The 6531-nt window shown below is 74.1% G+C and carries 4 protein-coding genes; 3 read left to right on the plus strand and 1 reads right to left on the minus strand.

The annotated features are described in order from the left end of the window. Positions 1 to 217 precede the first annotated feature (217 nt). Complete coding sequence (locus PLP61_RS13780; RefSeq protein WP_324503317.1) at positions 218 to 1642, minus strand: CCA tRNA nucleotidyltransferase; 1425 nt, start codon at positions 1640 to 1642, stop codon at positions 218 to 220. A 120-nt stretch (positions 1643 to 1762) separates the two neighbouring features. Here PLP61_RS13780 and PLP61_RS13785 point away from each other — a divergent pair, with 120 nt between their 5' ends. The 3 genes from PLP61_RS13785 to PLP61_RS13795 all read left to right on the plus strand — a co-directional run. After that, on the plus strand, positions 1763 to 3913 hold the full coding sequence (locus PLP61_RS13785) for a DUF6049 family protein (RefSeq protein WP_324503314.1): 2151 nt from the start codon (positions 1763 to 1765) through the stop codon (positions 3911 to 3913). Beyond that, positions 3910 to 5589, plus strand: a complete 1680-nt coding sequence (gene murJ / locus PLP61_RS13790) for a murein biosynthesis integral membrane protein MurJ (RefSeq protein ID WP_324503315.1) — start codon at positions 3910 to 3912, stop codon at positions 5587 to 5589. Before PLP61_RS13785 ends, murJ begins: the two co-directional genes overlap by 4 nt. Before the next feature lie 58 nt (positions 5590 to 5647). Next, a partial coding sequence (locus PLP61_RS13795; protein ID WP_324503316.1) for a protein kinase family protein occupies positions 5648 to 6531 on the plus strand: 884 nt, incomplete at its 3' end.

Below are 6531 nucleotides of genomic sequence, written 5' to 3' on the forward strand. Positions count from 1 at the left end.
CTCGCGCCCCGCGCCCCGTTGACTCGCGCCCCGCGCCCCGTTGACTCGCGCCCCGTGCGTGGAGCCCGGACGCACCGGGTCGGTATGGCCGACTGCTCGTCGTCGTACGTGCGCGGCGCGGTCGGGACGCTCGACTCCCGCAGACCGGCGTGTCAGCGGTCGCGGCACGCAAGTGAAGCGGACGTAAGGCGCGAGTCAACCGCACCGAAGGCGCGACTCAACCGGGGTGGGAGGCGTTCCAGGCGACCAGGGCCTCAGTGGCCTCCTCGGCTGACATCGGGCCCCGGTCCAGGCGCAGGTCGAGCAGGAAGCGGTACGCCGCGCCCACCCGCGGGCCCGGCGGGATGCCCAGGATCTCCATGATCTGCCGGCCGTCCAGGTCGGGCCGGACCGAGGCCAGCTCCTCCTCGGCCGAGAGCCGCGCGATCCGCTCCTCCAGGTGGTCGTAGGTGCGTCGCAGCCGCGCGGCCTTGCGGGCGTTGCGGGTGGTGCAGTCGGCCCGGGTGAGGATGTGCAGCCGCGCGAGCTGGTCCCCCGCGTCGCGCACGTAGCGGCGTACCGCCGAGTCCGTCCACTCCCCCGAGCCGTAGCCGTGGAAGCGCAGGTGCAGCTCCACCAGCGTCGCGACGGCGTCGATCTCGGCGTTGGAGAACCGCAGCGCCTGCATCCGCCGGCGGGTGAGCTTGGCGCCGACCACGTCGTGGTGGTGGAAGGTCACCTGCCCGTCGCCCACGAACCGCCGGGTGCGCGGCTTGCCCACGTCGTGCATCAGCGCCGCGAACCGGGAGACGAGGTCAGGACCACCCCCGGGGAGCCGGGACTCCAGCGCGATCGACTGCTCCAGCACCATCAGCGTGTGCTCGTAGACGTCCTTGTGCCGGTGGTGCTCATCGCGCTCCAGCGCGAGGGCCGGCAGCTCGGGCAGCACCCGCGCCGCCAGCCCCGTCTCGACCATCAAAGAGAGCCCGCGCCGGGGGTGGGGGCTGCACACGAGCTTGACCAGCTCGTCACGGACCCGCTCGGCCGACACGATCTCGATGCGCTCGGCCATGGCCGTCATGGCGGACACGACCTCGGGTGCGACCGTGAACCCCAGCTGGGCGGCGAACCGCGCCGCCCGCATCATCCGCAGGGGGTCGTCGGAGAAGGAGTCCTCGGGCCGACCCGGGGTCCGCAGCACCCGGTGGGCCAGGTCCACGACCCCGCCGTAGGGGTCCTCGAAGACCCGTCCCGGCACCGTCACCGCCATCGCGTTCACGGTGAAGTCGCGGCGACCCAGATCGCCCTCCAGGGAGTCCCCGAAGTCGACGTCGGGCTTGCGGGAGGCGGGGTCGTAGGACTCCGAGCGGTACGTCGTGATCTCCACCTGCCACGACCCGGTCCGGCACCCGATCGTGCCGTAGGCACGGCCCATGTCCCACACCGCGTCGGCCCAGCCCCGAAGCAGCCGCTCGGTCACCTCGGGACGGGCCGAGGTGGTGAAGTCGAGGTCGTTCTGGAGCCGGCCGAGCATCGCGTCCCGGACCGGGCCGCCGACCAGGGCCAGCGTCTCCCCCGCGGCCGCGAACCGCTCCCCCAGCACGTCGAGCACGGGAGCGATCCGGTCCAGCTCGGCGGCCACCGAGCGCTGCACCTCGCCCATGTTGAGGGGAGTCGGCTGGCCGTCGGACACGGAAGGAGACTCTAGTGGCTGGTCGCGGCGCGCCTCCGGGCCACCCGCGGCCCGCCGGGTTCCCGGCCTCGCGGCGGATAGAGTCGCACCGTGCTGTCCCGTGCGTCGCTGCTGCCTGCCCTGGCCGCCGCGGCGACACTGCTGGTCACCGGCGTCCTGCCCGCTCCCCCCGGGCGAGCGGTGGCCCGCACCGCGGCCGAGACCTCCCCGCTCGACGTCACCATCGACACGCTGACCCCGTCGGCGGTGCCGGCTCGCGGCCCCGTCGAGATCACGGGGACGGTGACGAACACCAGCGAGGAGGAGTGGCGCGTGGTGAAGGTGTACGCGCTGACCTCGGCGTACCCGATCACCACGGCCGACGAGCTGGCCGAGGCGAGCCGGACCGACCCGGACGTGCAGGTCGGCGAGCGGATCACCGAGGACGGCACGTACGACGTGCTCGACGCCCTCGAACCCGGGGAGAGCGCGGCGTACACCCTCCGGCTGCGTCGCGACCAGCTGCCGATCGGAACGACACCCGGGGTCTACTGGCTGGGGGTGCACGCCCTCGGCGAGACCGACGCGGGGAGGGACACCCTGGCCGACGGCAAGGCCCGGACCTTCTGGCCGCTGGTCGGCGACGACACCGGCCGCATCGACACCGCGCTGGTGCTGCCCGTCCGGCACGAGGTGCGGCATGCCCAGGACGGCAGCCTCGAGGACGTCGCAGGCTGGATCAGCGACCTGCGCCCCGACGGTCGGCTGGCCGACCTCACCGACTTCGGCGCAGCCGCGGGCGAGGACCGCCTCACCTGGCTGGTGGATCCCGCGGTCAGCGACGCCGTCGCCTCGCTGGCTGCCGGGAACCCGCCGCGCTTCCTGGGCAGGACCGTGGAGCCGGGCCGCGACGGGAGTCCCTCGGCCTCGGCCGGTTCCGGCCCGGAGCAGGACGCCTCGCCCAGCGCCGAGCCGAGCGGCGACGGGGAGGACGAGGCGACGCCGGAGGAGCAGATGGCGGCCACGCTCGGCGCCGGGTGGCTCGAGGCCACCCGACAGGCGATGGCCGGTGACCAGACTCTGGTGCTGCCGTACGGCGACCTGGACGTGGCCGGCGCCGACGCGTCGGACCCGGACATGGTCGGCCTGGCGCGACGACGCTCCGGGCGCAGCGTCCCGGGGCTGGCTGCGCGGGCCGGGGCGGCGGTCGTCCCGCCCAGCGGCTACCTGCCCACCTCCAGCCTGGAGCTGTTCCCACGCGCCTCGACGGTGGTCGTGTCCGACCGGGCGCTGGGCGGCGGTACGGCGGCGCTGGCCGAGCTCGGGGGACACCGGCTGCTGGTCTCCGCCAGCGGTGCACTGGCGGGCGGCCCGGGGCCCGGGGAGCGGTTCAGCCCGGTGGCCGTCCGCCAGCGGCTGCTCAGCGAGGCCGCGCTGCGGCTCCTCGCCGGCCAGGACGCCATGGTGGTGGTCTTCCCGCCCGGGTGGAACCCGCCCTCGACCCGTGTGGAGTCCGAGGAGTTCTTCGCCGGCCTGGACGTCCCCTGGCTGCGGCTGACCACCACCCGCCGGATCGCCCTGCGCACCACCGGCGTGGCGCAGACCGAGCTCCTCGACTACCCCACCCACCAGGAGCGCAGCGAGCTCGACGACCACCAGTTCGCCGGGGCCCGGGCCCTGATGGAGGCCGGCGCGCGGCTGGACGCCCTGCTGCCCGCCAACGACACCGTCGCGCAGGAGGTGAGCGACGAGGCACTCACCGGCGTCTCCTACTGGACCCGCACGTCACCGGCCACCTCGCTGGCGAGCACGATCCGGTCGACCGCCGCGATCCAGCGTGAGCTCGCGTCGGTCAGCATCCGGCCCCCCGCCTCGGTCACCCTCTCCAGCGACACCGGCAAGTTCTCGGCCACGGTCACCAACGGCCTGGCGGAGCCGGTCCGGGTGCGGGTGCTCGCGCGCACCGACCCGCAGCTGGTGATCCCGCCCTCGGACATGGTCGACCTCGGTCCCGGCGAGCGCGCGACGGTCCTGATGCAGGCGCACAGCTCGCTGCTCGGCGTGCACCGGGTCGAGCTCGTCGTGGCCGACGAGGAGGGGCGTCAGGTCGGCGGTACGGCCTCCTTCCCACTGCGAGCGGCCGAGGTCAGCGACGTGATCTGGGTCGTGGTGGGAGTGGGCGTGGCGATGCTGGTGGTCGCCATCGGCTTCCGCCTCACCCGACGGATCCGCGCCGCCCGCGCCGGGCGGTCGGCACGGTGAGCGACGCGGAGGGGGCCGACTCCCAGTCGAAGGTGCTGACGGCCACCGCGGTGATGGCCGCGGGCACGGTCATCTCCCGGCTCAGCGGCTTCCTGCGCACCGCCCTGCTCGTCGCGGCCCTGGGCCAGCAGCTGCACGCGGACGTGTTCAACATCGCCAACACCATCCCGAACATGCTCTACATCCTGCTGGCCGGCGGCGTCATCAACGCCGTCCTGGTCCCCCAGCTGGTGCGGAGCATGCGCAACGACGCGGACGGCGGCGCGGCGTACACCGACCGGGTGATCACCCTGGCCGGGCTGTTCCTGGGCCTGGTCACGGTGCTGCTCGTGGTCGCCGCACCCTGGGTGATGAACCTGTTCTTGGACCCGGAGTTCGCCCGCCCCGAGCTGAGCGCCCAGCGCGAGTCGGTGGTCGCCTTCGCCCGGTTCTGCCTGCCGCAGGTGTTCTTCTACGGCATGTACGTGCTGGTGGGCCAGATCCTCAACGCCCACCGGCGCTTCGGCCCGATGATGTGGGCGCCCATCGCGAACAACGTGATCTCGATCGGCGTGCTCGTGGTCTACCTGGCCGTCTACGGGCCGGCCACCGACCTGCAGGGCGCGTTCACGCCGCGTCAGGAGCTGCTGCTGGGGCTCGGCTCGACGGTCGGCATCGTGGCTCAGTTCGCGATCCTCCTCCCCTACCTGGCCGCGGTGGGCTACCGCTACCGTCCGCGCTTCGACTTCCGCGATTCCGGGCTGGGGCACACGCTGCGGCTGGGGGTGTGGACGGTCCTCTTCGTGATCGTCAACCAGCTGGCCTACACCGTGGTGGTCCGGCTGGCCTCCAGCGGCACGGCCCAGTCGGCAGTGGAGGCGGTCGGCCAGGCCACCGGCTACACCGTCTACTCCCAGGCCTTCTTGATCATCATGACGCCGCACTCGGTGATCACGGTGTCGCTCGCGACCGCGATCTTGCCGATGCTCTCCGCACGGGCGGCCGAGGCGGACCTCTCCCGCCTGTCGCACACGCTGATGGACACCCTGCGCACCGCCCTCGTGCTGATCCTGCCGTTCGCCGCGCTGCTGCCGCTGTGGGCCACCGACCTGGCCAACCTGCTCTGGGGCCACGGTGCCGGCCGGGACGACTACCGGCTCTACGTGCCCACGCTGTCGCTGTTCGGGGTCGGCCTGGTGTTCTTCACCGTCCACTACCTGATGCTGCGCGGCTTCTACGCCCTCGAGCGGACCCGCACCGTCTTCTGGATCCAGTGCGCGGTGGCCGCCACCAACATCGCGGCCGCCCTGCTGCTCGTCCACCGGGCCACGCCGGTCCGGACGGCCCCCGCACTCGTGCTCGCCTACACGGCGTCGTACGCCGTGGGCGCCGCCCTCTCGTTCGGCGTGCTGCGCCGCCAGGTGGGCGGCCTGGAGGGGCGGGTGACCGTGCAGTTCCTGGTGCGGACCGGGCTGGCGGTGGCTGCCGTGGTGGCCGTCAGCGCGCTGGTGTCGCTGGCGCTGCACCGCGTGGTGCCCGAGGACCCGAGCTGGGTGCTGTCCGGGGTCCTGCTGGGGGTGCTCGCCGTGGTGGCCGCCGCGACCTACCTGGCCGCCGCCCGGGCCCTGCGGCTGCGGGAGGTCACCACGATCGTCACCATGGTCGCAGGGCGGCTGCGGCGACGCGGGCGGGGCTGACCGCGCCTACCATGGCCTGAGCCGTCCATCAGCGAGCCGGAACAGGGGGCGCCCGGGATTGTCTGCGTCGATCCGGCCCGGCTACGTCCTCGCCGACCGCTACCGCCTGGAGGACCTCCTCGACGAGAGCCGCGGTGCGCGCTTCTGGCGCGCCCGCGACCGGGTCCTGGCGCGCCACGTGGCCGTCCACGTGATCTCCTCCGACGACGAGCGGGCCGAGGGTCTGCTCGCCGCTGCCCGCCGCTCCGCCGCCGTCCCCGACCGCCGCTTCCTGCGGGTCCTCGACGCCGCCGAGCAGGACGGCTGGTGCTACGTGGTCAACGAGTGGGGTGCGGGGACCTCGCTGGACATCATGGTCTCCGGCGAGGGCCCGCTGGAGCCGCGCCGGGCGGCCTGGATCACCTCGGAGGTGGCGGCGGCCGTCAGCGCCGCCCACGACGCCGGGGTCAGCCACGGCCGGCTGGCGGCCGAGAACGTGCTCCTGGACCACCAGGGCTCGGTGCGGGTGATCGGCCTGGCCGTCGACGCCGCCCTGCACGGCCTGCCGCCGGGGCGGCGCTCCACCGACGTGGTGGACCTGGCCGCGATCCTGTACGCCGGGCTGACCGCACGCTGGGCCGGGGTGTCGCACTCGCTGCTGCCGCCCGCGCCGGTCGAGGCGGGCCGGGTGCTGCGACCGCGCCAGGTGCGGGCCGGGATCCCGCGACCGCTGGACGCGCTGTGCGAGGACGTCCTGGGAGCCTCGGCCGCACTGCGTCGGCCCCGTCACGGCTTCGACCTCTCCACCGCCCGCGGGGTGGCGGACTACCTCCGAGCCTTCGTCGGGGACCCCTCGGGCGTCGCCCTCCCCGCCCACGGCGCCGTCCCGGTGTTCCACCCCGACCTGCCGTCGACCGCCCCCACCCCGCCGGATCCCGCCCCCTCGACGTCGGCCGAGGCCGA

It is taken from the genome of Nocardioides sp., from assembly GCF_035429765.1.
Lineage (GTDB): Bacteria > Actinomycetota > Actinomycetes > Propionibacteriales > Nocardioidaceae > Nocardioides.

What these genes read in the sequence shown, in the direction of transcription:
- PLP61_RS13780 (WP_324503317.1), bottom strand. Translation starts at nt 1,642, where the DNA reads ATGGGCGAGGTGCAGCGCTCGGTGGCCGCCGAGCTGGACCGGATCGCT.